Below are 25,743 nucleotides of genomic sequence, written 5' to 3' on the forward strand. Positions count from 1 at the left end.
TGGAGGCCATGACGAACCCGAACGATCCGTGGGGGCAACGCCCGGAGGATTCGCCGACCGAACGGCTCGGTTCGTCGGGCTCGGAATCGACCACGCCGTACGGCGGTGGTGGTTTCGACGAGTGGGGGCAACCGTCGAATCCCACCCGGGCGTTGCCGCCGCACGACGCGCAATGGGGTCCCTACGAAAGTGGTTATCCCGTAGCACAGCCCGCCCATCAGCCACCACCACCGAACTATCCGGGAGCACCGCCGCCGGGCCCACCGGGCGGCGGGCAGCCGGAGCCACCGCAGCGCCACACCGGGCTGTGGCTCGCGCTCGGACTCGGTGTGCTGGCGCTGATCGCGGTCGGCGGCGTACTGGCGGGACTCGTGTTGAGCGGCGGCGATTCCGGCGACGCCGACACCGCGGCCGGGGCGACGACCAGCCGCTCGCTGTTGCCGCCCACCAGCAGCAAGCAGACCGTGCCGATGGTGCCACCGAGCGCGAGCGGCCTGCCCGGCCTGCCCGGTCCGGGCGGCAGCGAGGATCTCGGCGCCACGATGGGCAGCATCACCGCCAACACCGGCACCGAGATCACCCTGAACACGCTCGGCGGGTCCTCGGTGCGGGTGCTGATCGACGATGCCACCCAGGTGATCTCGCTGACCAGCACGAAGGCGAGCGAACTTCCGGTGGGCGACATGGTTATGGTGCAGGGCGACAAGAACCCAGACGGGTCGATCCACGCCGAGATCATCATCAGTACGGCGTTGCCGGGCGGCCCCCGATGAGCGACCCGCGCGGCGAATCCCCGGTGCTACCGGGCAATCGCGACGACGGCTGGATAGGCTAGGCGACGATGACGGCTATGTGGTTCGGGTTAGCGGCGATCGCACTCGTGGGTGCGGTCGTACTGCTGTATTTCGATCGGGTCCAGCGACAGCGCACCGGGCACGCCCGCCAGGTGTGGGCGAAGTCCCAGGGCTATACCTACGTCTCGGTGGAGCCCGCGCTCGCCTCGACGTGGCGCCGTGGCGCGCTCGCCAAGCTCGGCTACCTCTCGGCGGTCGACGTGGTCTCCGGTATCCGCAAGGGCGAGAAGTTCGTGCTCTTCGACCTGGAAGACGCGGCGACGCTGGTGGCGGTGCGCCGCCAGATCGGTTCCGAGATCGACGTCGACATGCGGCTCAAGACCGCCGCGCCGCCCAAGGACCACGATCTGGAACTGCTGGGCGCCATCGGTGACCGGGTGGTGTTCGCCACCGACCCCGAGATCGCGCGCCACGCGGTCGATCAGCGGATGGTCGGGTTCATCGAATCGCTCAGCGACACCGTGCAGATGCTGTGGAGTGAGGGCAACTGGACCCTGGGCATGCTGCCGGTGGGCAGTGGGTCCAAGGAGTGCGAGGCCGCGATCGACGCGGTACTGCGCCTGTCGGGCCTGTTGCATGTGCTGCCACCGGTGGCCGAGCCCAGCGAATACTCCCGCCCCCGTTCGAATGCTGATGCGGAGTTGTCGGAGTCCGATGGCTTCCGCGACGAGTACGACGAGGACGAGCGTCCCGAGCCGGGCCGCCTGCCCGCCGCCGATGTCGAGGACCGTGGCCGCGCCCGCTTCCCCGGCCCCGACGACGATCTCGACCTCGACGACCACTACGGCCGCGCGGCCGAACCGATCTTCGGCACCCGCCCGGTGCCCCGCGAGTCCGACGACCGCGAGCAGCGCGCGCCGATCGGCCGCAAACCCGGCCTCGCCGCCGACCCCGATTTCGACCCCGACCTCGACGACCCCGATTTCGAGGACCAGCCCGCACCCGGCCGCCGCCCGCTCGGCGACCCGCCGAAGCGCCCCTCGCTGGCCGTGGTCCCCGAGCCGCGCCCGCGCATGGAACCGCCGCGCCCGCGCACCGAGGACGACGAGGACGAATCGAACCGCCCCGGCGGACCGTTCCACCCCGGCTTCCGCCCGTACCAGGGCCCCGTACCGAAGTGATCCCGGTGCCGCAGCTCGTCGCGGCATCGCCCCGTCGACCGGAATCGACCAGCCATGACCGATAGTCCCGCCCGCCTGCCCGGCGCGCACCGCCCCGTCGCCATGATCACCGGACCCACCTCCGGCATCGGCCGCGGGTTCGCCCACCGCCTCGCCGCCCTGGGCTACGACCTGGTGCTCGTCGCCCGCGACGAGCAGCGACTGCGTGCCCTCGCCGACGAACTGGCCCGCCGCTACGCCACATCCGCGGAGGTGCTCGTCGCTGATCTGTCCGTCGACGACGACCGCGCCCGCGTCGCGGACCGCGCCGCCAGTGGTCTCGAATTCCTGGTCAACAACGCCGGTTTCGCGCATTCGGGCGAGTTCTGGACCCTGGCGCCCGCCGAACTGCAAGCCCAGCTCGACGTGAACGTCACCGCGGTCCTACAGCTCACCAGGGCCGCGCTGCCCTCGATGATCGCCGCGGCCTCCGGGTCGATCGTGAACGTGGCCAGTGTGGCGGGGCTGATTCCCGGGCGCGGCTCCACCTACTCCGCGTCCAAGTCGTACGTGGTGTCGTTCACCGAGGGGCTGGCCGGTGGGTTGCTCGGCACCGGAGTGCGGATCCAGGCGCTGTGCCCCGGATTCGTGCACACCGAGTTCCACGAGCGCGCGGGCATCGAGATGAGTTCGCTGCCGAAACAGCTCTGGCTCGACGTGGACCAGGTCGTCGACGGCAGCCTGCGGGACCTGGACGCGGGCCGGGTGATCAGCGTGCCCGGCGTGCAGTACAAGGTGCTCACCGCGGTGGCCGGTTTCGTCCCGCGCACCCTGGTGGCCCGCCTCAATCGCGGGCTGTTCAACGCACGCGGCAGGACCTAGGGCATGAGCGAGCGACCCGGGCGCGACAGCGTAGCGTAATCACGCAGGGTCCACGCTCATGACCGAAAGGAAAGCTGCATGATCGACCAGGCACGTCAGGCGCTCACCGAGGCCGATCGCGACCGGCTGGCCGCGCTCGTGCGCGAGCTCGCGGTCGTGCACGGCAAGGTGACGTTGTCCTCGGGCAAGGAGGCCGACTACTACGTCGACCTGCGCCGCGCGACATTGCACCACCAGGCCGCCCCGCTGATCGGCTCGCTGCTGCGCGAACTGGTCGCCGACTGGGACTTCGCCGCCGTCGGCGGACTCACCATGGGCGCGGATCCGGTCGCGATGGCCGTGATGCACGCGCCGGGCCGCCCGATCGACGCCTTCGTCGTCCGTAAGGCGGCCAAGGCGCACGGCATGCAGCGCCAGATCGAGGGACCCAACGTGGTCGGCAAACGAGTGCTGGTCGTCGAGGACACCACCACCACCGGCAACTCGCCGCTCACCGCGGTGCGCGCGCTGCGCGACGCCGGGGCGATCGTGGTGGGCGTGGCCACCGTTGTCGACCGCGAAACCGGGGCTGACCAGGTGATCGCCGACGAGGGGCTCGAATATCGATCCATCCTCGGACTCGACGACCTTGCCCTGAGTTAGCCTGATCAACGACATAGCTCGGATGACGACGTGGTCGTCCGTAAGTTTGAAGGACGTGTGAGTCACCAGTGGTGAGCATTGCAGTTAACAAGGGGCGCGACAACGTTGCGATGCTCGGGATCGGTGCCTACCGTCCGCAGCGCATCGTCAGCAATGCCGAGGTGTGCGAGGTACTCGACTCGACTCCCGACTGGATCTTCGAGCGCACCGGTATCCACAACCGGCGCTGGATCAGTGGCGAGGAGACCATCCGTTCGATCGCCGCGGCCGCCGGTGAGCGGGCGCTGAACAACACCCCAGTCGATCGCGCCAAGATCGGCGCGGTGCTCCTGTGCACCTCGAGCTGGCTCAAGCTCACCCCGCACGGCGCGCCGTCGGTGGCCTTCGACCTGGGCCTCAACGGCGTCGCCGCGTTCGACCTCACCTCCGGGTGCGGTGGTTTCGGATACGGCCTGGGCGTGGCCGCCGACCTGATCCGCGCCGGTTCGGCCGAGTACGTGCTGGTGATCGGCGCCGAGACGATGACCGTGGGCCTGGACCCCACCGACCGCGGCACCGCGATGATCTTCGGTGACGGTGCGGGCGCGGTGGTGGTCGGCCCGACCGAGGAGAACGGCATCTCGCCGACGGTGTGGGGCAGCGACGGCGAGAACGCCGAAGCCATCGCCCAGGACGTCGACTTCCTCGAGTACATGAACAAGGCGCAGGCCATGCAGGGCACCGACCCCGCGGTGGAGCCCGTCGGCCGGATGTCGCTGCACATGGAGGGCCCGAAGGTCTTCCGGTGGGCCGCGGTCACGCTGCCGCGCGCGCTGTCGGCGGCGCTGGACGCCTCCGGGGTGGCCAAGGAGGACATCGAGGTGTTCATCCCGCACCAGGCCAACGCCCGCATCAACGAGTTGATGAAGAAGAATCTCGGCCTGGCCGAGGGCATCCCGATGGCCAACGACATCGAGAACACCGGCAACACCTCGGCCGCGTCGATCCCGTTGGCGATGGAGGAGATGCTGGTGACCGGTAAGGCCAAGGGCGGTCAGCTCGCGCTGCTGCTCGGCTTCGGCGCCGGGCTGAGCTACGCGGGGCAGGTCGTCACCCTGCCGCCCGCGCCGAAGGAACCGAGCTTCTGACATGCGAGCGCTGCGTGCGGGTTATCTCGTGGCGGCGGCGGTCACCATTTTCGGTGCCGTCACCGGTCGGGAACGTTTGCAGTGGGTGGCCAAGCCGCTGCTGATGCCGCTGCTGGCGGCCGACACCGTGACCGGCGGGGCCGAACTCGACCCGGTCGACCGCCGGCTGCTGCTCGGTTCACTGGCCGCGGCGACGGTGGGCGATGTGTTGCTGATCGACCCCGATGACGACCGGCGCCTGGTCGCGGGCGCGTCGTCGTTCGCGGTGATGCAGACGGGGTATTCGCTGCTGTGGTGGCGTCGCGGTGCCCGCCCGCGGGCCCAGATCGTGGCACCGCGCGTGTTCGCCTGGGCTGGTGCGGCCGGACTGTTGCGTGCCAAGGCCCCGGCGCTGGCGGTCCCGCTGACCGCCTACGGCGCGACCCTGGGCACGGCCGCCGCCCTCGCCTCTGATCCCGGACTCGCGCCCGAGGCGAAGAACGTCGCGGGGCTCAACATTCCGAACGGTGACCCGCGCAGCCGGTACGGCCTGGGCGCCCTGCTGTTCACCGTTTCGGACGGGCTGATCGTGCTGCGCCGCCTCTTCGCCCGCGACGATCGCACCCGTCGTCTGAGCGAGGGTGCCATCCTCGCCACCTACGCCGCGGCTCAGTACCTGCTCACTGCGCCGCCGACGCGATCGTGATCAGCGATCCCGGCGCTGCCACCGCACCGCGTCGGGGTCGATCGAGTGTCGACCGGGTGGTCCGCGCCCGGTTAGGCTTGCGCGCATGAGCGTGCCACCACCGCCGCAGGGCTACCTCGGTTACTTCCGTCCGCCGGATCACCCGCAGTCGACCCTGGTGCTGGTGCTCGGCGTGCTGGGCCTGGCGCTGTGCGGTTTGTGCGCGCCGTTCGCGTGGGTGAAGGGTCGTCAGGCGCTCACCGAGATCGATGCCGCCGGTGGCACGATCGGTGGTCGCTCCCAGGTCTACGCCGGTTACATCATGGGCATCGTCGGCTCGGCGGTGCTGGGGATGATGGTGCTGCTCGGGCTCTTCGGCGTGCTGGTGGCGCTGGCGGGATAGTCGAGCGCTCGCACGCCGCGCGGTGCGCCTAGCATTCTCCGGGTGAGTGAGTCAGAGGTGGAGGTCGCCGGTCCGACCGAGTGGGGCGAGCATCCGCACGGACTCGGCCCGTGGGAGCAGGAATACGGCACCCCCGCCCCGGCCGATGAGCGCTACGACCCGGTGCTGCTGGCCGAGGGTGATCGGCGCAATGTGGTCGACGCTTACCGCTACTGGACCAGGGAAGCGATCGTCGCCGACATCGACGCGCGCCGTTTCCCCTTCCACGTGGCCATCGAGAACTTCGGCCATGACGCCAATATCGGCACGGTCGTGCGCACCGCCAACGCCTTCGCCGCCGCGGCGGTGCACATCGTGGGGCGGCGGCGGTGGAATCGGCGCGGCGCCATGGTGACCGACCGCTACCAGCACCTGATGCACCACAGTGACCTGGCCGAACTGCGGGAATTCGCCACCCGCGAGGGGCTCACCGTGGTGGCGGTCGACAATGTCCCCGGCGCCGTCCCCCTGGAAACCGTGCAGCTGCCGCGCGACTGCCTGCTGCTTTTCGGGCAGGAAGGACCCGGGGTGAGCGAGGACGCCAAGCACGCTGCCGCCCTCACCGTGTCGATCGCCCAATTCGGTTCCACTCGCAGCATCAACGCCGGTGTCGCCGCGGGCATCGCGATGCACACCTGGGTTCGCCAACACGCCGACCTCGCGCTGGCCTGGCCGAGTACCACAGCGGGGCCCTGAGCCCACACAATCGATGCGCGCGTCACATAATGGGCTCATGACCTCGCGCAGCGGCCGGCGTCCACAGTCCACTGATCGCGCAGGATCCGGGCCGGATTCGGCGCTGTGGTCCGAGCGGGCCGACATGGCCGAGTCCGCGATCATCTCGCGGCACCTGCGCACGCTGTGGGGTTTGCCGGGCACCGAACTCGGCGTCGTCGGCTGGCCCGCCACCCGTCGCGAACGGGTCTTTTGCAGCTGGCACTACTGGTGGCAGGCGCACCTACTGGACTGCGCGGTCGACGCGGCCGACCGGGTGCCCGGCCCCGCGCGGCGCAGGCGGATCGCCGCCATCGCCCGCGCGCACCGGCTGCGCAACATCACCGGCTGGACCAACCGCTACTACGACGACATGGCGTGGCTGGCGATCGCGCTCGAACGCGCCGAACGCACCCAGGATCTCACCGCGGCCCGATCGGCGCTGCCCGTGCTCGAGGAACAGCTCTACGGTGCGTGGGACCCCGCCGTCGGCGGGGGTATCCCGTGGCGGATCCGGTCCGACTTCTACAACGCCCCGGCCAACGGTCCCGCCGGCATCGCGCTGCTGCGCCTGGGCCGGGTCGAGCGGGCGCAGGAGATGGCCGACTGGATCGACGTCACCCTGCGCGACCCCGAGACCGGCTTGATCCTCGACGGCATCCACCTGCCCGCCGGCGAGATCGAACGCCCCACCTTCACCTACTGCCAGGGCGTGGTGCTCGGGCTCGAGACCGAACTGGCCGTGCGTACCGGCGACCACCGCCACGCCGAGCGAGCCGCGAAACTGCTGGACGCGGTCGAGGAACACCTGACCACCCGGCTGGTGATCGCCGGTGGTGGCGGGGGCGACGGCGGCCTGTTCAACGGCATCCTCGCCCGCTACCTCGCGGTGCTGGCCGTGACGCTGCCCGGCGAGGGCAAAGCGCAAGCGGGCGCCAGGCGGTGCGCGGCCGCGATCGTGAAGGCCTCGGCCACCGCCGCCTGGGCCAACCGGCTCGAGGTGGAGGGCGAGCCGCTGTTCGGCCACGACTGGCGCGAACCGGCCAGGTTGCCCGGCGGTACGGCGGGGGCGGGCAAGTTCACCGCGGGCGGCTCGGTGACCGCCTCGGCCGTGCCCGAACGTGACCTGTCGGTGCAGCTGTCGGGCTGGATGCTGATGGAAGCGGCCTACCGGGTGAGTGCGGCGGGGCTGTAGGGCTCAGCGATCGGAATCGACGGTGGCGTTCGCCTCGTGCTCGAGGTCGAACTCTTCGACCGGCTGGGCCATCTCGCGCCGGTACTGCCGGATCCCCATCATGGTGGCGAACACCAGGGCGACGACCAACGTGCCGACGACCAGGGGCATCAGCCACGGCACCCGATCCAGGAAAGTGCCCGCGTAGAAACCGATGAGCAGCAGCACCGGGGCCCACGCGATGGCGCCGATCGTGCTGGCGATCGTGAACTTGCGGTGATCCATTCCGGCCGCACCCGACACCATCGGACACAGGGTGCGCACCCAGGGGATCCACCGCGACACCAGCACCGCGAGGAACCCGTGGCGTTGCAGCAGATCCGCCACCTTCGACAGATTCTCGGTGTTGATATAGCGCCCGTTGCGCCGGGCCACCATGTGATGACCGGTGCGCCGCCCGATCGCGTACCCCACCTGGTTGCCCGCGATGGCCGCGACCATCGCCCCGATCGACAACGCCCACACGTGGGTTTCCCCGCTCGAATGTGAGGCCAGCACGATGCCGGCGGTGATCAGCATCGAGTCCCCCGGCAGGAACAGGCCGAGGATCACCGCGCATTCCAGGAACACGAAAGTGAGCACGATGCCCCACACCAGCATGGGGCCCGCGGTCTCGAACGGGGCGAACGCCAGCACGTCCGACGTAGTCATGTGAGCCCTCCGGCGGGTCCGGCTACGCTGTGCCTGTGTCGCGATCTACGGGAAACTATCTCCTCGATGTCCTGCGTGGCGGGCTCATGGGAACAGCCGAAGTGGTGCCGGGTGTCAGTGGCGGCACCGTCGCGCTGGTCACCGGTATGTACGACCGCCTGATCCTCTCGGCCGGTCACACGGTCACCAGCATGAAACTGCTGGCCACCGATGTGCCGAAGGGCCGTGGCACCGAACGGGCCGCCCAGGAGTTCCGTCAGGTCGACCTGCCGTTCCTGCTGTCGGTGCTGGCCGGCATGGTGGTCGCCGCGCTCACTGCGGCGAAACTGGTCGTGCCCCTGGTGGAGGATCATCCGCAACGTACTTTCGCGCTCTTCTTCGGATTGGTGCTTGCTTCGTTGTGGGTACCTTATTCGGAGTCCGGCAGACGGTGGACATTGCGTGAGTGGGCGCTGGCCGGCGTGGTTGCGGTCGTGGCCTTCGTGCTCACCGGCCTGCCGCCCTCGGAGATCGCCGACCCGAACCCGTTGCTCGTCGTCGGCGTCGCCGCCGTGGCGATCTGCGCGCTGGTGCTGCCGGGTGTCTCCGGTTCGTTCGTGCTGCTGGCCACCGGCATCTACACCGTCACCTTCAACGCGCTCAACGACCGCGATCTCGGCTACATCGCGCTGTTCGGTCTCGGCGCGTTCCTGGGCCTGGCATTCTTCGTCAAGCTGCTGCAATGGGTGCTCGAGCACCATCACCGGCTCATGATGGTGATCATGACCGGCCTGCTGGCCGGCTCGCTGCGGGCGCTGTGGCCGTGGCAGCCGTGGGAATCCGACAGCCGCGAGCTGCAAGCGCCCAGCGGTGACGTGCCGATGACCGTGGCGCTGATCGTGGGTGGCTGGCTCATCGTCGTCGCGATAATCGTGATCGAACGAAAGACGAGGGCTGTTCACCTCGACAACCCTACCGTCGCCCCGATCGAGCAGCCGAATACTGACTCAACGCGCTCCTGACCTAGGCTGTCGCTGACATAATCAGCTGTAGTCGGGTGCGTGCCCGACACGACGGCGCCCCTGCACTCTACGGAGGTCTACCCAGTGCCTATCGCGACTCCGGAGGTCTACGCCGAGATGCTCGGCCGGGCCAAGGCGCACTCGTTCGCATTCCCGGCCATCAACTGCACCTCGTCGGAGACGATCAACGCGGCCATCAAGGGCTTCGCGGACGCGGGCAGTGACGGCATCATCCAGTTCTCCACCGGTGGCGCCGAATTCGGCTCCGGCCTGGGCGTGAAGGACATGGTCACCGGCGCGGTGGCGCTGGCCGAGTTCGCGCACGTGGTCGCCGCGAAGTACGACGTGACGATCGCCCTGCACACCGATCACTGCCCCAAGGACAAGCTCGACACCTACGTGCGCCCGCTGATCGCGATCTCGCAGGAGCGCGTGAACAACGGGCTCGACCCGCTGTTCCAGTCGCACATGTGGGACGGTTCGGCCATCCCGATCGACGAGAACCTCGAGCTCGCCAAGGAGCTGCTGAAGGCCTGCAAGTCGGCCAACATCATCCTCGAGGTCGAGATCGGTGTCGTCGGCGGTGAAGAAGACGGTGTCGAGGCCGAGATCAACGACAAGCTCTACACCTCACCCGAGGACTTCGAGAAGACCATCGCCGCCCTGGGCGCCGGCGAGAACGGCAAGTACCTGCTGGCCGCCACCTTCGGCAACGTGCACGGTGTGTACAAGCCGGGCAACGTGGTGCTCAAGCCCGAGGTGCTGGCCGAGGGCCAGCGTGTCGCGGCCGCCCAGCTGGGCCTGGATGCCGACGCGCAGCCGTTCGACTTCGTCTTCCACGGTGGGTCGGGCTCGCTGAAGTCCGAGATCGAGGACTCGCTGCGCTACGGCGTGGTGAAGATGAACGTCGACACCGACACCCAGTACGCCTTCACCCGCCCGGTCGCCGGGCACATGTTCGCCAACTACGACGGTGTGCTCAAGATCGACGGCGAGGTCGGCAACAAGAAGGTCTACGACCCGCGCAGCTACCTGAAGAAGGCCGAGACCTCGATGGCCGCGCGAGTGGCCGAGGCCTGCGCCGACCTGAAGTCGGCCGGGCGCTCGGTCAGCGGTTCCTGATCTTCGTAGCGAACAAGCGGGGCCCGAGCTCATGAGTCTTGATGTCCGTGTGCTCGGGCCCGTTCGGCTGCTCGTCGGTGGTGAGCCGGTGGCGGTCGGCGGGCCCAAGCCGCGCGCACTGCTTGCCGCGCTCACCGTCAACCGGCGGCGGGCGGTTTCCTCTTCCGTTCTCGCCGAGATGGTGTGGAACGAGGACCCGCCGGACTCCTACGCGGCCAGTCTGCAGGTGTTCGTCTCCAATATCCGCAAGGCGCTGCGCAACGCGGGGATCGATTCGGCTCAGGTGCTGCGCACCGAAGGCGCCGGGTACCGGCTCGAAATCCCCGATACCGCTTGCGATCTCGGTCGATTCGAGAACGCGCGTGAAGCGGGCTCGCGCTGCCTGGAAGTCGGTGACCATCCCGGCGCGGCCAACCTGTTCGGCGCGGCGCTGCGCGAATGGACCGGTCGCGCACTGGCGGACCTGGCCGGACTGCAGTTCGCCGACGGTTTCGCCACCGCCATGGACGAAGAGCGCCTGCTCGCTTTCTCCGCGCGCGTGGACGCTGAAATCGCCTGCGGGCGGGCGTCTTCAGTGATCGGCGAACTGGTGTCGATGACCAATGAGCACCCGCTGCGCGAGCCGCTGTGGGGTCAGCTGATCACCGCGCTGTATCTGTCGGGCAGGCAGGCCGACGCGCTGGAAGCCTGCCGCCGGGTGCGTACGGTGCTCGCCGAGGAACTGGGCATCGACCCCGGTGCCTCCCTGATCGAACTGGAACAGCGGGTGCTGCGCCAGCAACCACTGAATGTGCTGGCGGCCAAGCGTTCCGAGCAGGTGGCCGCGGCAATGACCGAAACCGTCACCGAGGTACCGCGCTCGATCCGCAACGGCAACCTGCGCTTCGCCGACGGCCACACCATCCCGATTCCGCACGGCGGCATCAGGATCGGCCGGATGACCGACAACGAACTGGTGCTCGACGACCCGAAGGCCAGCCGCTACCACGCCCACATCATGCCCAGCCGCGCCGGTCTGCTGATCAAGGACCTGCACTCGGCCAACGGGGTCTACGTCAACGAATTGCCCATCGACAGCGGGGCGTTGCTGGCCGACGGTGACGTGATCCGGGTGGGCGCCACCGTGCTCACCTTCATCGCGGTGTCCTAGGCGATCAGCCCAGGCGAACTTCGGCCACCGCCCGGCCGAACAGCTTGCGGCCCTCCGACGTCCCGCCCAACAGGACGGTGGCCGTGCGCCGCACCGGGTCGGTCGACTTGATCTTCGCGGAGAACTGGATCTCACCCGCCGCGGTCGGGGGAACCGGGACGAAACCGGAGAAGCGCACGCTCAGCTTCTCGACGGCGGTCGGGTCGCCGAGCCAGTCGGTGAGGTACTGCGCGGCCAGGCCCATGGTGAGCAGCCCGTGGGCGACGACGGTCGGCAAGCCGGCGAGTTCGGCCGCGCGGTCGCTGAAGTGAATCGGGTTCGGGTCGCCGGACACACCCGCGTAGTTGGCGAGGTCGCCGCGGGTCACCCGGGCCGAGCCGGCCGGGAGTTCGGTGCCCTTGGTGACGGTGTCGAACTCGGGGACGGTGTGGACCGGGACGAATTCGCGGCCGGGAGTCGTGGGCGCGGGGCCGGTGCGGCGCAGCAGCACGTCGTCGGTCGCCACGCCGGCCACGGTTGCCGGCCGCGCGTGCATGCTGATGTTCTCGACGGCCTCGACGATATCGGGATCCACCTCGACACCGCGCCGGGCGACGATCGTGGTGGTGCCCTGCACCGCCACCTGGTCGTGCTGGTTGACCAGCTTGAAACCGACGGCGATGAAGTCGTTGCCACCGAACTGGCGGATCGACTCGATCTCGATCTCGGTGCTGATCCGGTCGCCGGCCAGGATGGGGCGGAAGATCTCGAACACCTGGTCGGTCTGCAGCACCTGGGACAGGTCGTACTCGGTGAGCACGGTGTCGAGCAGGGCCCTGGTGGCGCTCATCCCGATCACCGAGGCGAAGGTCGGGGGAGCGATCACCGCGTCGTAGCCGAGCTTGCGGGCGTCGACCTCCTGCTGGTGTGCGGGATGCAGGTTCTGCACCGCCCGGGCGAATTCGCGGATCTTCTCGCGGCCCACTTCATAGTGATCGCGGAACCCGAAGCGCTGGCCCACCAGCGTCGCGTCCGGGACCACAGCTTCGATGTCCGGCTGCGACGTTGTCTGTTCCCTGCTCATGATCCGAAGAACAATACTGGTTCACTTGGTGTCGATACCAGTTATGTGTGACCCGTCATAGCGGACAGGACGGCCGCTACGACGGGTCGGACCGGGAACTACGGAGCTTCCGCGGGGTCGCACACCTTCCACCCCGCGTCGGTGCGCTGCAGGTCGAACGTGCGCACCGTCCGCTCGCCGGGCTCGGCCGTGGTGTAAACCGTCGCCTCGGCCAGCGCGGTCTCGCCGGTGATGCGCACCGCGTCCACGCTCGCGACCACCGGAATCGAACCCTGCTCGGTCGAGAGCTGGTGCACACCGTTGAACTGCTCAGCGCTGATGCCCTGATAGAAGTCGTGCAGTGGCCCGCAGGTGCTCGCGCGCAGATTCTCGAGGTCACCGGCCTGCAGCGCCTCGGTGTACTCGCCGATCACCGCCTTGACCTGACCCTCGGGCGAATTGTCCGCACCGGTCAGCATCGCCACCGCGCCGATGATCAACGCGACCACCACCACCGCGGCCCCACCGGCCACCAACAACCACCGCTTCGACCTGCCGGCCTTCTCCTCCCCACCCGTGGGCTGGGGCGGCTCGAAGCGCTGCGGCGGGGCCACCTGCCGTGGGCCGTCGGGCAGCTGGTGCGCGGGGCGCGTCGGCTGGATATCGGCGGGTGAAGGTGCCGAAGCTCGCTGCTCACCTGGTCCACGCCGGGAGGGGTGTGTTTCCTCGGGCCCCTGGCCTGGCCGGCGCGGTTGCCCCGCGGGTCCTTGCGGGTCTCCTGGGCCTTGCTGTGCTGGTGCACCCGTGGGTCTGTGCGGCGGGTGTGTTGCGCCGGCCCCTGGGCCCTGCTGCATCGGACCGCCCGCAGGAGCTTGCGGTGGATGCGCCGGGTCTGCTCCTGGCCCGTGGGGGCCCTGGTGCCCCGCCTGCCGTGGCCCGGCGGGGCCGCGCGGGGTATTCGGCGGCGGCGTCATCGGACGTCCACCCACCACGCGGTCCGTCCCGCGCTGCACCGGCATGGAGGTGGTCGGCGCATCAGCCGGGTTCACCACCCGCATCGCGACGGTCTGATCCTCGGAACCGGTAGGTGTTCCGCCCGCCTGGCCCTCGCCCTTCATCAGTTCCGCCGCGCCGGCCCCGGCCGCCGCAGCTCCCGCCGCGCGCCCCTCGCCGCGAGCTGCGGCCCGTTCATCGCCCGAAACCGGACTCTGCCCGGCGTTCGGACCTGGCCCGGCGTTCGGACTCTGCCCCGCGTTCGGACCTGGCTCGGCGTTCGCACTGTGCGCTGGGTTCGGGCCCTGTCCGGCGTTCGGACCTTGTCCGGCGTTCGGGCTGTTCCCAGTGGTCGAGCCGAACTGGGCGCCCTGCCTTGGTTCGGTGTGCTGGCTCGACGCGGCTTCCGAAACCGATCCGGCTTCCGAGTGCGGTCCCTCGCCCGGCCTCGACGGGCCCGTCTCGCGTTCTGTCTCGGCCTCCTTGCCGGCCTGCTGCGTTGCGGCTGCTGTGGTCTGGAACTTCTCGGTGGCGTCTAAATCAGATGCGCTGCTCGGACCCGCTGTACCGTTGCCGCCTTCACGAGCCGTGAACGGCGGTTCACTTGCGGACGCTCCGGCTGACGGGGTCCCGCCACTACCGCCGGGCAGAGTTTGCGCCTCCGCACGGTCGGCTCCCTGCGTCGAACTCCTGTCAGTGGTCTGAAACTGCTCGGTCGCATCGGGGTCTGCCGATCGAGTGCGTGAATCGCCCTTGCCCTCGACGCGTTCCGGACCATTCTCCGGTGAAGCACTCTCGCCCCGGTCAGTCGCGCCGGTCTGCTCGGCGTCGCCTGTGCGTTCGTTCTCAGCTGCCTTGCCGGGTACGTCACCGGAGGTCCGCACGGTCTGATCGTCCGCGGAAACCGCACGCCCCGAAGCACCTTCGCGCCCCGGAATTCGCATCGCCGTCGTGGGGGCATCAGCACCGGCCACACCGGCGTCTCGCCCCTCGACGTCTCGGCGACCGTCCGCCTCGGCCCGCGCATCGCGCTCGCTCCCGGGCAGCCCCTGCGACAACCCGGCCAACGGCGACCCCGCACCCGGTCCCGGGCCTTCCCCGCCACGTCCCTGCGGTGGCCCAGCAGGTCTGGTGCCCTGCTGCTCGGCGGGGGTATTGCGCTGTCCGCCGGCGGTCTGCGCAGGAGGACCCGTGGGTGCCTGCTGTCCGGGCACCCCGCCTCTGCCCACGGGCGGTTGCGCGCCGGGGACGTTCGGCGGCCCACCAGGCGCGCGCCCGGGCCCGCCTTGCCTCGCCGGAGCCCCACCGGAACCCGTAGGTCCTTGTCCGCCGGGCCCGCGGGGCGGCACATTCATCGGACGTGCGGGTCCACTCTGGCCGCTGGGTCCGCTCGGGCCGCTGGGTCCGCTCGGGCCGCTGGGTCCGCTCGGGCCGCTGGGTCCGCTCGGGCCGCTGGGTCCGCTCGGGCCGCTGGGTCCGCTCGGGCCGCTGGGCCCATTCGGGCCGCTGGGCCCATTCGGGCCGCTGGGCCCATTCGGGCCGCTGGGCCCATTCGGGCCGCTGGGCCCATTCGGGCCGCCGGGTCCACTTGCGCCGCTGGGCCCATTCGGGCCGCTGGGCCCATTCGGGCCGCTGGGCCCATTCGAGCCGCCGGGTCCACTTGCGCCGCTGGGTCCACTTGCGCCGCCGGGTCCATTCGGGCCGCTGGGCCCATTCGGGCCGCCGGGTCCACTCGCGCCGCCGGGTCCACCCGGTCCGGATGGCCGTTGACCGCCCGCAGCAGGACCGCCCATCGGAAGGCCGGGTCCACCTGGCTGCCCGGGCGCCCGACCCGGCACACCTGCGTCGTTTCCTGGTGCGCTGGCCGGTCGTCCGCCCTGCGTGTCGTTTGGTGCTCCGGCCGGTCGTCCGCCCCGCGTGTCGTCTGGTCCGCCGGCCGAGCGTCCACCCCGTACGTCATCCGGCCCACCAATCGGCTGACCACCACGTGCATCCTCCGACGCGCCCCCGGGCCGATCACCACGTCCACCGCCGGGTCCACCCGCATCCTGGGGTCCAGGCGAACCACCTCGCCGGATGACCACCGTTTCCGCGGTCCCGGGTGTGGCAGTGGCCCGTTCCGGTTCGGTGACCGCGCCGGGGGTCGACCTGGGCGTATCGGAATCGGCCGCTGTATTGCCGGTACTCGACGAATCGGCCGCGCCGGGAGCGGGTTGCCGCCCGGGCGTGGCGGGGTCGGCGGCCTCGGCTGCCGGGTTGTTCTCGTCGGTCGGGTCGGACACCTGTGTACCCCTCGCTGAGGCTCGAACGTTGAACTCCTTGTTCAGCCTAATGCGCGGCGCTGCGGGGGGTTCGCTGATCACCCGCGGCGGGCCGGGCGCGGGCGTGGGGCGGCTCGGTGCACAATGAACCCATGACCTCCTTCGGTGACCTGCTCGGACCGCAGCCGGTCCTCCTTCCTGAATTGATCGACGCCGAAGACGCCATTTCGGCCGGTGCCGACCCGGTAAAGGTCGCCGCCGATCATCCGGCCGCGTCGGTGGCGTGGGCTCAGCTCGCCGAGGCCGCCTTGCAGCGGGCCGACGGCGCCGTCGACCACGACACGGTCGCCGCCTACGCCTTCGCCCGGACCGGATACCACCGTGGCCTCGACCTGCTGCGCCGCAACGGCTGGAAGGGTTTCGGCCCGGTCCCGTGGAGCCACGAACCCAATCAGGGCTTCCTGCGCAGTGTCGGCGCGCTGGCCAGGGCCGCGAAGACGATCGGCGAGACCGAGGAGTACGCACGCTGCCTCGATCTGCTCGAGGACTGCGACCCCAGGGCGGCGTCCGAACTCGGCCTGGACTGAACCGGTGGCCGGGGCCGGGTCGTAGGTGAGCGAGCGCAAGCCCTTCGTCGTCGCGGCGACGCCGGTGGTCGCGGCTGCCAAGGTGGGTACCGTCGGCCGGTTCAAGGCGTCCAACGAGCGGTTGCGGCTCTCGGCGATCCCGATCGTCCAGTGCGCGCTGGGCGCGGCGCTGGCCTGGTTCCTCGCCCACGAGGTCATCGGCCACCCGGAACCGTTCTTCGCCCCGACGGCCGCGGTGGTCTCCATCGGCATCTCGTTCGGTGCGCGTATTCGTCGTTCGGTGGAGCTGGTGGTGGGTGTCGCCGTCGGCATCGGGATCGGTGACCTGTTCATCGGCCAGGTCGGGACCGGGGTCTGGCAGGTGGCGCTGGTGGTCGCTGGTGCGATGGCGGTGTCGGTGTTCCTCGACAGCGGCGCGCTCATGACGATTCAGGCGGCGAGTTCGGCCGTGCTGATCTCCACGTTGAACCAGGCACCGGGTGCGGGTCCGTCCCGGATGATCGACGCGCTGGTCGGCGGGCTCGTCGGTGTGTTGATGGTCGCGGCGATCCCACTGCATCCGGTGCGCCGTGCCCGTGAGCACGCCGCCGACGTGCTGTCGGTGATGAGCAAGTCGATGATCCTGTGCGCCGACGGACTGCTCGAACAGGACGCGGACAAGGTGCACAACGCGTTGTCGGCGGTGCGCGCCACCCAGGACCAGATCGACGCGCTACGTTCCGCCCTCGAGGGCGGACGCGAGGTCAGCCGGATCTCACCGCTGTACTGGAACTCCCGAAAACGGTTGGCCCGCATTCGTTCGACGGCCGACCCACTCGACAACGCCGTGCGCAACACCCGCGTGCTGGAACGCCGATCACTCACCCTGGTCCAGGACGACGAGGTGCTCGACCCACGCCTGATCGCCCTGATGGACCAGCTGGGTAATGCCGTCGACGTGGTGCGCAGGATGATGCTGGCCGACCCGGACGAACAACCGGATCAGGCCGAGGCCGCCCGCGCGCTACGCAGTGTCGCCAAGAACGCCCGCCCCGAACTGGTCGCCGGCGCGGGGCTGTCGGCGCATGTGGTGTTCGCGCAGATCCGTTCGATCGTGGTGGATCTGATGGTGGTGTGCGGGATGCAGCGCATCTCGGCGATCGCCCTGCTTCCGCCGACCGTGCCGAACCCCTATGTGACGCCCGAGGAATCAGCGCGGTAGCTGCTGATCAGCGCCAGAAGCGAGTGAGCTGGCTTCCGTAGCCGGCCCACTCCTCCGGTACCCCGGAAAGTTCGAACAATGCGTAGACGCCGTCGAAGAACACGTGACTCAATGGGGTGAAGAAGATGAGGGCGAAAAGAATCAGCATCCCGTACGGCTTGATCTGATCCAGTGCGCGCCGGGTCTCATAACTGAGTGAGGGCTCGAGCGCCCCGTAGCCGTCGAGGCCCGGAATGGGCAGCGCGTTCAGCAGGAAAGCGGTGATCTGCAGGAACGCGAGGAAGCTGAGACCGCACCAGAACGCCGCGTGTTCGGTGACGGTGCCCACCGAACGCACCACGAGCAGCAACACGACCGCGCACAATGCGTTCGTCAGCGGCCCGACCGCGCTCACCAGGCGTTGCACACTCGCCCGGAAACGGGTGGTGTCGACATATACGGCCCCGCCGGGCAAACCGATCCCGCCCAGGGCGATGAACACCAGTGGCAACCCGATGGAAAGCACCGGATGGCTGTATTTCAGTGGATTGAGCGTGAGATATCCACGCACCTCCACTTCGTGATCACCGGCGCGCCACGCCACATACGCGTGCGCGAATTCGTGCAGGCACAGGCTGACGATCCAGCCGAACACCACCAGAATGAACACGCCCACTTTGGCGCGCACCGAATCGATGTCGGCGTCCCAGGCCAGCGCGCCACCGAGCACGGCGACCAACACGATGAGCAGGAAGACCGGACTGGGTCGCACCGCGTTGTGGCCGTTGCGGGTGCCGGGGAAGGAGTAGGTCATCGCACCAATAGCCAGGGGTGTTCGTAGCGGTAGAAGGTGGAGCGGGGCACGGTGCGTTCGGCGGTGATCCCGTCGCGGGTCACGACCGCGCCCGGGGTGCCCAGTTGCGCGGCCCGGCCGGCCACCCAGCCGCGTTTGCGCAGCCCCCGGCGCACCCGCGCGCGCACGCCCGGCAGGGTCATCGTCGGTGAGATCAGCATGGTCGTGACGGTGCCGGTGAACAGCAGGGTGTCGTCGACATAGGCTTCGCCCTCGAGTTTGGCCTCGTCCACACCGGTGATGGCGGCGCGCCCGACCAGCACGGTGCCGGTGTCGTCGCGGATCAGTGGTGTCTCGACCGCGCGACCCTCGAGCGCGATCTTGGCCGCGGCATTGCCGGTGGCGGTCTGATACACCCGCGAGGCATAGGTGGTCTCGACCGGGACGAAGCCGACCTCCACGTGCAGGCGTTCGGTGCGCATCAGGTGGGTGAGCACCGCGGCGAGGCTCGCGTCGGAACCGAGCACGATCAGGCGCGGCAGGCTGTCGGCGGCCAGTACGGGTAGTAGCTCATCGATCACCGTCACGTCGGGGACCTCGTCGGTCTGCGTGTTCGGGAGTGAGGTCAGTGCGATGGGGACCGGCATGTCACCACATCGAAGAACGTGGGTACTCAAACTGCGGTACACCCTCCTCGGTCGGGTCGACGGTGCGTCGCCCACGAGCACCTGCCGGCAAGTAACGGTAACCGATCGTGGCGTTCGCGACGGGCGGGGGTCCGCGCCCTCGAGTGGCCTCGACCGGCGCTGAACAGGCGTCGGCTAGACTGTGTCTCCGGCCACCGCCTCAGTGCTAGACGCGCAGCGTCTACGGCAGGTAGCTGCAGTGCTGAATGCGCTGCACGTCGATCTGTAGGAGACTCCGAAATGCCGGCAATCGTCCTCATCGGCGCCCAGTGGGGCGACGAGGGTAAGGGCAAAGCTACAGACCTGCTCGGTGAGCGGCTGCAGTGGGTGGTCCGATACCAGGGCGGCAACAACGCCGGTCACACGGTGGTGCTGCCCAATGGCGACAAGTTCGCGCTGCACCTGATTCCGTCCGGCATCCTCACGCCCGGCGTCAAGAACGTCATCGGTAACGGTGTCGTCGTCGACCCCGGTGTGCTGCTCGACGAACTCGCCGGACTCGAGGCGCGCGGGGTCGACACCTCCGGTCTGCTGCTGTCCGCCGACGCCCACCTGATCATGCCGTACCACGTGGCCATCGATAAGGTCACCGAACGCTTCCTCGGCAACCGCAAGATCGGCACCACCGGTCGCGGTATCGGCCCCTGCTACCAGGACAAGGTCGCCCGCGTCGGCGTCCGGGTGGCCGACGTGCTCGACGAGAAGATCCTCACCCAGAAGGTCGAGGCCGCCCTGGAGTTCAAGAACCAGGTGCTGGTGAAGATCTACAACCGCCGTGCGCTCGACCCACAGCAGGTCGTGGACGAGGTGCTCGAGCAGGCCGAGTCGTTCAAGCACCGCATCGCCGATACCCGCCTGGAACTGAACCTGGCGCTCGAGCGCGACGAGACGGTGCTGCTGGAAGGCTCGCAGGGCACCCTGCTCGACGTCGATCACGGCACCTACCCGTTCGTCACCTCGTCGAACCCGACCGCCGGTGGTGCCGCGGTGGGTTCGGGCATCGGGCCGAACCGGATCGACACGGTGCTCGGCATCCTCAAGTGCTACACCACCCGCGTGGGGTCGGGCCCGTTCCCGACCGAGCTGTTCGACGAGTTCGGTGAGTTCCTGGCCGACAAGGGCGGCGAGGTGGGTGTCACCACCGGTCGCGGTCGGCGCTGCGGTTGGTTCGACGCGGTGATCAGCCGGTACGCCACCCGCGTCAACGGCGTCACCGACTACTTCCTCACCAAGCTCGACGTGCTGTCGGGGCTGGACACGGTGCCGATCTGTGTGGCGTACGAGGTCGACGGCAAGCGGGTCGAGCAGATGCCGACCACCCAGACCGGGTTCCATCACGCCAAGCCGGTCTACGAAGAGATGCCCGGCTGGACCGAGGACATCTCCGGGGCCCGCACCTTCGCGGAGCTGCCGGCCAACGCGCAGGCGTATGTGCTTCGGCTCGAAGAGCTTTCGGGTGCGCGGATCTCGTGCATCGGCGTGGGGCCGGGACGCGATCAGACGATCGTCCGGCACGACGTGCTGAAGTAGGACCACACGGTCAAGCGGGGCCCGGTGCCAGCTAGTCGGCACCGGGCCCCGCTGCGTGTGCGGTCGACGCAGGTGGGGGGCGACACGCGCGGATCATGCGGACTCGCTATCGATTTGACAGCATCCAGCTGGCTAACGCTATCGTCGCTGCGCGGTACGCGGGGACGTGCCGCTTTTCTCTGAGCGTGTGAGTGGGTGTGCGGCGTGATCCGTCGGTCCGATGATGTGAACAACTCGACGGTGCGGTGGGTCGCTCGTCCGCTGGTGGGCGTGCTGCCGATGGCATTGGCCGTGGCGTGCGCCGGTATCGCGGTGGCGGTGCCGCAGCCGGGCCTGCACGATGTGCCTGCGCAACCGGGCATCAACACACCCGCACCGAGCGAGAAGGGCGTGCCCGCCGAACTGGGTGACTTCGACGATTCGGACAGCCTCCACCATCTGATGCCCGAACGGCCCTCGCGACCGGTGCCCGAATACACCGCGCCCGCCCCGCCGGTCGTCATCGAGGAACTGCATCTGCCCGAAGCGGTGGAGCCGGTCGTCCCGATCGCCCCGCCGCCGCGCACCCTGCGCGTCGGTGACTTCACCAGCCCGGTTCCGGACGAGATCCCCGACGCGGCCCTCGAAGGCGTGAACACCGCCGCCGCCGACGTCGAAGCCGCCATCGCCACCCAGGGCCGTTCGGTCGGCATCAACCCGAGCCGTTCGGACAAGATCGCCGCGGCCACCGTCGGCGGTGCGCTCGCAGGTGCCGCGCTCGCCGGTGTCCCGGCGGCCACCGTCGGCGCGGTCGGCGGTGGCCTGCTCGGCGCGGGTATCGGCGCCGGTGTCGGCTTCGCCGTCGGCGCCGCGGGCACGGCGGGGGCCACCGCCATCCTGGCCGGTGCGGCCGCCATCCCGACTGCCGGTGTCGGCGCGCTTCCGGTGATCGGCGCCGGTTTCGCTGCGGCCTGGCCGATCGCCGCGGCCACCACGGGCGCGGGCGCCGCCATCGGCGCCGCGGCCGGTGCGGCGGCGGGCGCCGCGGTCCTCGGTATCCCCGCCGCGGCGGCAGGTGCCGTTGCCGGTGGTGTGGTCGGCAGCGGCGTGGGTGCCACCCTGTAGCTGCGGTCGCGAGGTCGCGGCGCCGTGCTCGAGACGGCCGAAGGCGGCGGGCGAATCTGCTGGAGTAGCGTCGAAACCGGTTTCGGATGGAGGTGGTGTCGGTGCGTGGGTTCGCGGCGTCGGTATTGCTCGCGCTGGTCGTGTTGACCGGCTGTACCTCGACCGAGGCACCCGCCCCCACCCCGAGCGCCTCTCCGGTGCGGTCCGCGGTACTCCCGCCCGCCGAAACCCTGGCCCCCGCCCAGCAGCGCTACGAGCGCATCCGCGGCATGCTCTACACCGCGGACTGCACCAGCAACGCCTGCGTGCAGACCTACTTCGCCTGCATGGACGGCTACCTCACCGGCGACCCCTGCCAGTTCTACCGCGACAACCCGCCGCCGCCCTGATCGCAGGGTGCTGTTCGCCTACTCACCAGCCCCCGGCGACGGGAATGATCACCGTGCGCGAGTGAGGAATTCGCCGACCGCCGGGGCGAGCAGGGAGATCTTGGGGTTGTGGCTCACTCCGGGCAGTTCGGCGAACTCGGCGTCGGGCACTACTTCGGCTGCCGCTTTCGAGCCCTTGATGAGCAGGGGAGCGGTGCGTTCGCCCGCCAATACCAGCACCGGAACCGTGATGTCGTTCCAGTCGGCGGGAACGAGCTGCTGTCCACGCATGTACGGCTTCATCACCGCCCAGTCGTGGGCGGTCGAATTGGAGGTGGCCGCGAGATCTTTCCAGAAGGGAGTCAGCCGCATGACCGCGACCATCAGCGCGGGCATGCCCATCGCCTTGGTCATGTAGTAGCGAACCGTCTTGTTGCGCTTGCCTTCGGCGATCATCGGGTGCAGCTTCCGCTCGAGATCCTTCGGCGGCACATGGTGTTTGGTGTCCACCACGAACGGCGGCTCGAACGCGACCACCTCGGTGACACCGGGCACCTGTTTCGCGGCGAGCAGGGCCAGCGCCGCACCCGAGGACCAACCGAACAGTGCGGCTTTCCCACCGGCCGCCTCGACGAGCGCGGCGATGTCGGCGATCTCGTTGGCCGCGTCGTACACGCCGGGGGAGTCGGTGCTGTCGCCGCGTCCGCGCCGGTCGTAGTTGAGCACGGTCAGGTCGAAGTCGTCGGCCAGGGCCTGTGCGAGTTCGACCATGGACTTGAATTTGCGGAAGCTGAACGCGCCGCCGATCAGGATGACCGTCCCCGCGGTCCCCTCGCCGACCTGGTCGTAAGCGATCGTGGTGCCGTCGGCCGACGTCACTGTCTGCATGGTGGTTCCTCTCGATTCGGCTGACCCGCGGGTTCGACGGTACGCGAACCCGGAGATCGCAGGTCGGCACGGGTTTGCCGGTCAGGCACGGGCGCGGTCGGCCCGCGCCCGGTCCGGCGGATGATCTTGCTCGTTCAGACGGCACGCACCGGAAAAATTCATCGGCACGTCCTCATGGTGCGCGCAGCCGCCCATGACTTCGGATCAGAACAGCATCGGCTCGCCGAAGCCCGGGGTGCGCTCGATCTCGAGTAATCGCGCCTTGGTGCCGATCCCGCCCGGCGCGGAGAAGCCGTGCAGTGCGTGGTCGGCGGCGAGGACACGGTGGCACGGAACGATGAGCGGAATGGGGTTGCGGCCCAGCGCTTGTCCCACCGCCTGTGCGGAGCCGGGGGCGCCGAGGCGTTCGGCGATATCGCCGTAGCTGAGGGTGCGGCCGGGATCGATCTCACGCGTCACGGCGTAGACGGCGCGGTGGAATTCGGGTACGCCGTGTAGGTCCAGATCGATCCAGCGCAACGGGTCCAGGGCGCCGGCCAGATGGGCGCGGATGCCGCTGATGGCGGCGGTGATCGCCGGCCCCGGTTCGCCCTCCGGCACCGCGGTCCCCGCGAACGGCCTGGTGATCCGCGCGAGTGTCTGTTCCTCGCTCGCCTCGGGTAACTGGAACCGGACCACGACAGCACCGTGCCAAGCGATCGCGCACAGTCCGATCGCGGTATCGAACAGTGCCGAGACCACCGTCTCGGTCTGCGTCGAGTCGCTCATGATCACAGTGTGCGCTGACCGACCGACACAAATGCGCACGGCCAGCGGCTCCGGAGTCGGGTCACTCGACAGTCGATAAGGGCCAGTTCGGGTAACTGGACCTAAGAGGTTCCGCTCTGGTGTGTTCGTATCGCATCCACATCCCGGCAGCGGCGTTGTTCGTCGTAGACCCCCACGGTCCGGTCGCGCGGTGCGCTCCGGAATGGTCCGAGCGGAAGCTCACCCTGGTTGGGCAGGAAGTAGTACGTCAACAATCCGACGGCGACGGCGATGGCGGCGATGAGCGTGAGGAGAGTGGACATGTCCTCAGAGTCTCTCGACTGGTCTTGTAGATAAATATCCACTCAGGTAATACTGGACGTTATGGCGACAAGAGTGATCGGCGCGGCGGGCCTGGCTCGTGATCTGGGTCGTTGGCGCGACCCCGAAGCCGGCGGCGAGGCCGAGCGCCGCCCGCACCGGCCCGCCTACTTGGCGCTGGCCGAGGCCATCCGGTTGCTGATCCACGACGGTCGCGCCCCGCTCGGCGTCGCACTCCCCAGCGAACGCGATCTGGCCGCCACGCTCGGCGTCAGCCGCACCACCATCACCTCCACGTACTCGCTGCTGCGCGAGCACGGCTACTTGATCAGCCGGCAGGGTTCGCGTAGCACCGTGGCGCTGCCGCCGGCCATCCAGCACGACGGTGCCAAACCCTCGCGCGGCATCATGGCGCTGATGGCGCAGCCCGAGCTGCCGACCATCGACATGACCTACGCGGCGATGTCCGCCCCGCCCGAACTACACGAATCGTATTCGACTGCCCTGCAAGGGCTCCCGGCCTACCTGAACACGCACGGCATGGACCCCGTCGGTGTGCTCGCGTTGCGTGAGGCGCTGGCTCGCCGCTACACCGCCAGAGGCCTGCCCACCGAACCTGACGAGATCCTGGTGACTCTCGGTGCGCAACACGGACTTCGGCTGCTGCTCAACGTGCTCACCCCGCCCGCGGCCCGGGTGCTGATCGAGCACCCCACCTACCCGAATGCCATCGAGGCGATTCGCGATGTCGGCGCCCGGCCCATCCCGATTCCGCTGCGGCCCGAATTCCCCGACGCCGGTTGGGATCTCGAAGGGCTGCGCAGCACCGCCCGGCAGACCGCCGCCTCGCTGGCCTACCTGGTCCCCGACTTCAACAACCCCACCGGGCTGCTGCTCGACGCCGAGGGCAGGGCGGAACTGGCCGCCATCGCCCGTGACACCAGGATGTCCATCGTCGTCGACGAGTCGATGGGCGACCTCAACCTCTCCGATGCGCCCATGCCCCCGCCGGTCGCCGCGTTCGCCAAGGGCGCGGAGATCATCACCATCGGGTCGGCGTCGAAGTCGTTCTGGGGTGGGTTGCGGGTGGGCTGGATTCGGACCAACCAGGCGTTGATCACCAAGCTGCTCGGCATCCGCGCCACCGTCGACCTCGGCACCCCCGTGATGGACCAGCTCGCCACCGTCCACCTGCTCGAGCACGCCGAACCCATCCTCGACCGTCGCCGCGAGCAGTTGCGCGCCCAGCGCGCCGCCCTGCTCGACGCCGCCGCCGAGGATCTGCCCGGCTGGCACATCACTCCGGGCGCGGGCGGGATGTCGGTGTGGGCGCAGCTGCCGAGCCCGGTGTCGACCGCGCTGGCCGCCACCGCACCCAATCACGGCGTGTTACTGGCCGCGGGACCGCGTTTCGGCGTGCAGGGCGCTTTCGAACGGTTCCTGCGCCTGCCGTTCACCCACCCCGAGGCCGACCTGCGCCTGGCGGTGAAGTCCATCGCCGCCGCCTATGCGGCCCTCACCCCACGCGCGGCCGACCCGCTCCAGCCCCTCACCTGCTACTAGGTCATGTCTCCCAATCGAGTTCTCGGTTCTCGCCCGATAGATGGCCAGGTCGGGCATCATGTTCGCCGTGGCGGCAACTGTCGGTGATCGGCATCAG

At 69.3% G+C, this 25,743-nt stretch carries 26 protein-coding genes; 18 read left to right on the forward strand and 8 right to left on the reverse strand.

What is annotated here, in order from left to right; all coding sequences use genetic code 11:
- Positions 1–8: 8 nt before the first annotated feature.
- The 9 genes from ACFO5K_RS08485 (at position 9) to ACFO5K_RS08525 (ending at position 7,620) form a co-directional block, all read left to right on the forward strand.
- Positions 9–773 carry a DUF5666 domain-containing protein gene (locus tag ACFO5K_RS08485; RefSeq protein WP_378558453.1) on the forward strand — a complete coding sequence of 255 codons (765 nt, stop codon included), beginning with the start codon at positions 9–11 and terminating at the stop codon, positions 771–773.
- A 77-nt stretch (positions 774–850) separates the two neighbouring features.
- Positions 851–1,975 (forward strand): hypothetical protein, encoded by a 1,125-nt coding sequence (locus ACFO5K_RS08490; RefSeq protein ID WP_378558456.1) that lies wholly within the window; start codon positions 851–853, stop codon positions 1,973–1,975.
- A 54-nt stretch (positions 1,976–2,029) separates the two neighbouring features.
- On the forward strand, positions 2,030–2,836 hold the full coding sequence (locus tag ACFO5K_RS08495) for an SDR family NAD(P)-dependent oxidoreductase (protein WP_378558459.1): 807 nt from the start codon (positions 2,030–2,032) through the stop codon (positions 2,834–2,836).
- 78 nt (positions 2,837–2,914) lie between these two features.
- Positions 2,915–3,478: an orotate phosphoribosyltransferase gene (gene pyrE / locus ACFO5K_RS08500; protein WP_378558462.1), complete on the forward strand. Its 564-nt coding sequence runs from the start codon at positions 2,915–2,917 to the stop codon at positions 3,476–3,478.
- Between the two features lie 68 nt (positions 3,479–3,546).
- Positions 3,547–4,605 carry a beta-ketoacyl-ACP synthase 3 gene (locus tag ACFO5K_RS08505; RefSeq protein WP_378558465.1) on the forward strand — a complete coding sequence of 353 codons (1,059 nt, stop codon included), beginning with the start codon at positions 3,547–3,549 and terminating at the stop codon, positions 4,603–4,605.
- Between the two features lies 1 nt (position 4,606).
- On the forward strand, positions 4,607–5,290 hold the full coding sequence (locus ACFO5K_RS08510) for a lysoplasmalogenase family protein (protein WP_378558468.1): 684 nt from the start codon (positions 4,607–4,609) through the stop codon (positions 5,288–5,290).
- Between the two features lie 85 nt (positions 5,291–5,375).
- On the forward strand, positions 5,376–5,672 hold the full coding sequence (locus tag ACFO5K_RS08515; RefSeq protein ID WP_378558471.1) for a DUF4190 domain-containing protein: 297 nt from the start codon (positions 5,376–5,378) through the stop codon (positions 5,670–5,672).
- Positions 5,673–5,714: 42 nt separating this feature from the next.
- The gene (locus tag ACFO5K_RS08520; RefSeq protein WP_378558474.1) at positions 5,715–6,407 is read left to right on the forward strand and encodes a TrmH family RNA methyltransferase; all 693 of its coding nucleotides are present in this window, start codon (positions 5,715–5,717) and stop codon (positions 6,405–6,407) included.
- A 124-nt stretch (positions 6,408–6,531) separates the two neighbouring features.
- Positions 6,532–7,620 carry a glycoside hydrolase family 76 protein gene (locus ACFO5K_RS08525; RefSeq protein WP_378558592.1) on the forward strand — a complete coding sequence of 363 codons (1,089 nt, stop codon included), beginning with the start codon at positions 6,532–6,534 and terminating at the stop codon, positions 7,618–7,620.
- A 3-nt stretch (positions 7,621–7,623) separates the two neighbouring features.
- Here the strand turns inward: ACFO5K_RS08525 and ACFO5K_RS08530 are convergent, their stop codons facing one another.
- Positions 7,624–8,310 (reverse strand): DedA family protein, encoded by a 687-nt coding sequence (locus ACFO5K_RS08530; RefSeq protein ID WP_378558477.1) that lies wholly within the window; start codon positions 8,308–8,310, stop codon positions 7,624–7,626.
- A 35-nt stretch (positions 8,311–8,345) separates the two neighbouring features.
- On the opposite strand from ACFO5K_RS08530, the gene ACFO5K_RS08535 reads away from it, so the two are divergent.
- From ACFO5K_RS08535 to ACFO5K_RS08545, 3 genes are all read left to right on the forward strand, one after another.
- Positions 8,346–9,311: a DUF368 domain-containing protein gene (locus tag ACFO5K_RS08535; RefSeq protein WP_378558480.1), complete on the forward strand. Its 966-nt coding sequence runs from the start codon at positions 8,346–8,348 to the stop codon at positions 9,309–9,311.
- 84 nt (positions 9,312–9,395) lie between these two features.
- Positions 9,396–10,433 carry a class II fructose-bisphosphate aldolase gene (fbaA, locus tag ACFO5K_RS08540; protein ID WP_378558483.1) on the forward strand — a complete coding sequence of 346 codons (1,038 nt, stop codon included), beginning with the start codon at positions 9,396–9,398 and terminating at the stop codon, positions 10,431–10,433.
- Positions 10,434–10,464: 31 nt separating this feature from the next.
- Positions 10,465–11,583 (forward strand): BTAD domain-containing putative transcriptional regulator, encoded by a 1,119-nt coding sequence (locus ACFO5K_RS08545; protein ID WP_378558486.1) that lies wholly within the window; start codon positions 10,465–10,467, stop codon positions 11,581–11,583.
- A gap of 4 nt (positions 11,584–11,587) precedes the next feature.
- Here ACFO5K_RS08545 and ACFO5K_RS08550 read toward each other — a convergent pair whose 3' ends face one another.
- Positions 11,588–12,646 (reverse strand): fused (3R)-hydroxyacyl-ACP dehydratase subunits HadA/HadB, encoded by a 1,059-nt coding sequence (locus tag ACFO5K_RS08550; RefSeq protein WP_378558489.1) that lies wholly within the window; start codon positions 12,644–12,646, stop codon positions 11,588–11,590.
- Between the two features lie 98 nt (positions 12,647–12,744).
- Positions 12,745–13,239 carry an Rv0361 family membrane protein gene (locus ACFO5K_RS08555; protein WP_378558493.1) on the reverse strand — a complete coding sequence of 165 codons (495 nt, stop codon included), beginning with the start codon at positions 13,237–13,239 and terminating at the stop codon, positions 12,745–12,747.
- A 2,792-nt stretch (positions 13,240–16,031) separates the two neighbouring features.
- Between ACFO5K_RS08555 and ACFO5K_RS08560 the strand changes: the two genes are divergently transcribed.
- Together ACFO5K_RS08560 and ACFO5K_RS08565 are read left to right on the forward strand one after the other, a co-directional pair.
- The gene (locus tag ACFO5K_RS08560) at positions 16,032–16,466 is read left to right on the forward strand and encodes a DUF3151 domain-containing protein (protein ID WP_378558496.1); all 435 of its coding nucleotides are present in this window, start codon (positions 16,032–16,034) and stop codon (positions 16,464–16,466) included.
- Positions 16,467–16,530: 64 nt separating this feature from the next.
- Positions 16,531–17,667 carry an FUSC family protein gene (locus ACFO5K_RS08565; protein WP_378558596.1) on the forward strand — a complete coding sequence of 379 codons (1,137 nt, stop codon included), beginning with the start codon at positions 16,531–16,533 and terminating at the stop codon, positions 17,665–17,667.
- Between the two features lie 7 nt (positions 17,668–17,674).
- Here the strand turns inward: ACFO5K_RS08565 and ACFO5K_RS08570 are convergent, their stop codons facing one another.
- Together ACFO5K_RS08570 and ACFO5K_RS08575 are read right to left on the reverse strand one after the other, a co-directional pair.
- The gene (locus ACFO5K_RS08570; protein WP_378558499.1) at positions 17,675–18,460 is read right to left on the reverse strand and encodes a site-2 protease family protein; all 786 of its coding nucleotides are present in this window, start codon (positions 18,458–18,460) and stop codon (positions 17,675–17,677) included.
- A complete protein-coding gene (locus ACFO5K_RS08575; protein ID WP_378558503.1) occupies positions 18,457–19,086 on the reverse strand; it encodes a hypothetical protein in 630 nt (209 codons plus the stop codon). Before ACFO5K_RS08575 ends, ACFO5K_RS08570 begins: the two co-directional genes overlap by 4 nt.
- Positions 19,087–19,365: 279 nt before the next feature.
- Here ACFO5K_RS08575 and ACFO5K_RS08580 point away from each other — a divergent pair, with 279 nt between their 5' ends.
- The 3 genes from ACFO5K_RS08580 (at position 19,366) to ACFO5K_RS08590 (ending at position 22,148) form a co-directional block, all read left to right on the forward strand.
- The gene (locus tag ACFO5K_RS08580; protein ID WP_378558507.1) at positions 19,366–20,655 is read left to right on the forward strand and encodes an adenylosuccinate synthase; all 1,290 of its coding nucleotides are present in this window, start codon (positions 19,366–19,368) and stop codon (positions 20,653–20,655) included.
- Positions 20,656–20,859: 204 nt separating this feature from the next.
- On the forward strand, positions 20,860–21,759 hold the full coding sequence (locus tag ACFO5K_RS08585) for a hypothetical protein (protein WP_378558510.1): 900 nt from the start codon (positions 20,860–20,862) through the stop codon (positions 21,757–21,759).
- A 101-nt stretch (positions 21,760–21,860) separates the two neighbouring features.
- Entirely contained in the window at positions 21,861–22,148 is a 288-nt protein-coding gene (locus tag ACFO5K_RS08590; protein ID WP_378558514.1) for a hypothetical protein, read from the forward strand.
- A gap of 48 nt (positions 22,149–22,196) precedes the next feature.
- On the opposite strand, the gene ACFO5K_RS08595 is transcribed toward ACFO5K_RS08590, so the two are convergent.
- The 3 genes from ACFO5K_RS08595 to ACFO5K_RS08605 form a co-directional block, all read right to left on the reverse strand.
- Entirely contained in the window at positions 22,197–23,015 is an 819-nt protein-coding gene (locus tag ACFO5K_RS08595) for an alpha/beta fold hydrolase (protein WP_378558518.1), read from the reverse strand.
- Positions 23,016–23,219: 204 nt separating this feature from the next.
- Positions 23,220–23,783, reverse strand: a complete 564-nt coding sequence (locus ACFO5K_RS08600) for a methylated-DNA--[protein]-cysteine S-methyltransferase (RefSeq protein ID WP_378558521.1) — start codon at positions 23,781–23,783, stop codon at positions 23,220–23,222.
- Between the two features lie 101 nt (positions 23,784–23,884).
- Positions 23,885–24,085, reverse strand: a complete 201-nt coding sequence (locus tag ACFO5K_RS08605) for a hypothetical protein (RefSeq protein WP_378558524.1) — start codon at positions 24,083–24,085, stop codon at positions 23,885–23,887.
- Between the two features lie 61 nt (positions 24,086–24,146).
- Here ACFO5K_RS08605 and yczR point away from each other — a divergent pair, with 61 nt between their 5' ends.
- Positions 24,147–25,646, forward strand: a complete 1,500-nt coding sequence (gene yczR / locus ACFO5K_RS08610; protein ID WP_378558527.1) for a MocR-like transcription factor YczR — start codon at positions 24,147–24,149, stop codon at positions 25,644–25,646.
- Positions 25,647–25,743: the final 97 nt, after the last annotated feature.

It is taken from the genome of Nocardia halotolerans (assembly GCF_042650145.1).
Taxonomy (GTDB): domain Bacteria; phylum Actinomycetota; class Actinomycetes; order Mycobacteriales; family Mycobacteriaceae; genus Nocardia; species Nocardia halotolerans.